This window comes from Caballeronia sp. M23-90, from assembly GCF_053574605.1.
Window position 1 is genome coordinate 1 of sequence record NZ_JBSIPA010000760.1, and the last position, 1,722, is coordinate 1,722.

At 61.6% G+C, this 1,722-nt stretch carries 2 protein-coding genes; both read right to left on the minus strand.

Going from position 1 to position 1,722, the window contains the following annotated elements; translation table 11 throughout:
- Positions 1-155: 155 nt before the first annotated feature.
- Positions 156-740: a sigma-70 family RNA polymerase sigma factor gene (locus tag ACRXB1_RS35580; RefSeq protein WP_056351862.1), complete on the minus strand. Its 585-nt coding sequence runs from the start codon at positions 738-740 to the stop codon at positions 156-158.
- A 293-nt stretch (positions 741-1,033) separates the two neighbouring features.
- Positions 1,034-1,722 (minus strand): helix-turn-helix transcriptional regulator (locus tag ACRXB1_RS35585; protein ID WP_449494717.1); only part of this gene is annotated, 689 nt, incomplete at its 5' end.

Below are 1,722 nucleotides of genomic sequence, written 5' to 3' on the forward strand. Positions count from 1 at the left end.
TGCGAGGCGCAGGCGCCAGGTCTCGACCGCGAGTCGGATGGCTGGATCGTGCTGGGAAATACTCTCGAAGCGTCTTCGCGACCCGCCGCGCAGCACCCCGAGTGTGTACTCGGCGGCAAGCTGATCGACCAGCCCCGCGTATCGATGCAGATCCATCACAGCCCTCCCAGGCACGTCTTTAGTTTTTCCAAGCCGCGACGAATCCACGACTTCACTGTGCCGAGCGGTACTTTAAGAACGTCGGCCACTTCGCTATGGCTCTGGTCACGCAGATATGCAAGCGCCACTGCCTGACGCTGATTGGCTTCGAGCCTGTCCATGCAGATGGCGAGTTGCCGTGCTTCCTGGCTCATCAGCATCTGGTCGGAGGGATCCGCCTCGTTTGCAGGCAAGGTATCGTCCAACGCATCGCTCCATTCGGTTTCGGCGCTCGCCCCGTTGGCTTTCTGCCGCCGCAAATAATCGAGAGCCCGGTTGCGGACGATCGCCGCCATCCAGGTCATGGGCGCGGACAGGCCTGCTTTGTAGTCGCCCGCGTATCGCCAGATATTGACGAACGCGTCCTGCAAAACTTCTTCGGCCCACTCACGCTTCACCAATATACGAAGCGCGAGGCCAAACAGTTTCGACGAAGTTAAATCATAGAGCGCGCGCAACGCGGCGGCGTCTTCGCTGGCAACACGGTCGAGCAGTTGCACGAGGGTGTCGGGGGTCGGGTCGTGAGAAAGGATTGTCGTCATGGGACCGGTCGGGTGGGCGGCGCGATCGATATTACCGAAATAATCGCTTCGAACCGCATTGGTTTTTTTGCATCCGGATGAATCCGTTTCACTTTTCCAAACGTAATTACGGATACGAGCCCGTTTTGGCATGCGCGAAAACACCGCATGACCGGCGCAGCTCACCATGTGTCCCCGTTCTCCTCCGGCCCTGCCGGGGAGAAGCGGCTTTGCCCGGTCCCAATAGGCCGGGCATTTTTTTGTGCATTGTGTAGTGCTCTTCGTGCTGTGAAAGCCGCCGGGCATTCCTCTGCTCAAACTCCCACCAGCATCACAAGTTTCAAATCTTCCCGGTGCGCCGGCTTGAACGTAATCTGGTCGTACACGAGCCGGCCGCGCGTGGGGTGATTGAACTCCCGCGTGCCGCCTTCACGTTCGCCCACATCTTGCGACGCCCAGAAGCGCGCGAATGCATCGCTGGCGCTGCTGAGCGAATCGATCAGCGCTCGCGTCGGGGCATCGTTCAGGTGACGGATCGAATCAGCCCGGAATTCGGCTACCAGACGGCGCGCCCGTGTCTCCCAATCGACGATGAGACTCTGTGCTCCGGCCCCGGTAAACGTGAACGAGAGCAGATTCCGATCCCGCTCGCCATCCAGCCAGCCAACAAACAACGCCGCCGCCTGCGCGTTCCATCGCAACGCGTTCCATTGCCGGTCGAGCACGTAGGCGGGGGCATCGATCAATTCCACCGATTTCAGCAGCGACGCCGGCGCATCTTGCGCCGCCGGATCGGGCTCGGCTGGATCGCGCTGGGCGGCGAGTTCAAAGAGGTATGCGCGCTCGGCCCGCGAGAGCTGCAATGCGACCGCGATGCGCGCGAGGGCATCGGCGGAAGCGGAAACCGGCCGGCCTTGCTCGATCCACGTGTACCAGGTCGGGCTGACGCCGCACAACTGAGAGACTTCCGCACGCCGGGGTTGGGTCGTGAGGGAGTCGGCCA

What these genes read in the sequence shown, in the direction of transcription:
- ACRXB1_RS35580 (WP_056351862.1), bottom strand. Translation starts at nt 740, where the DNA reads ATGACGACAATCCTTTCTCACGACCCGACCCCCGACACCCTCGTGCAA.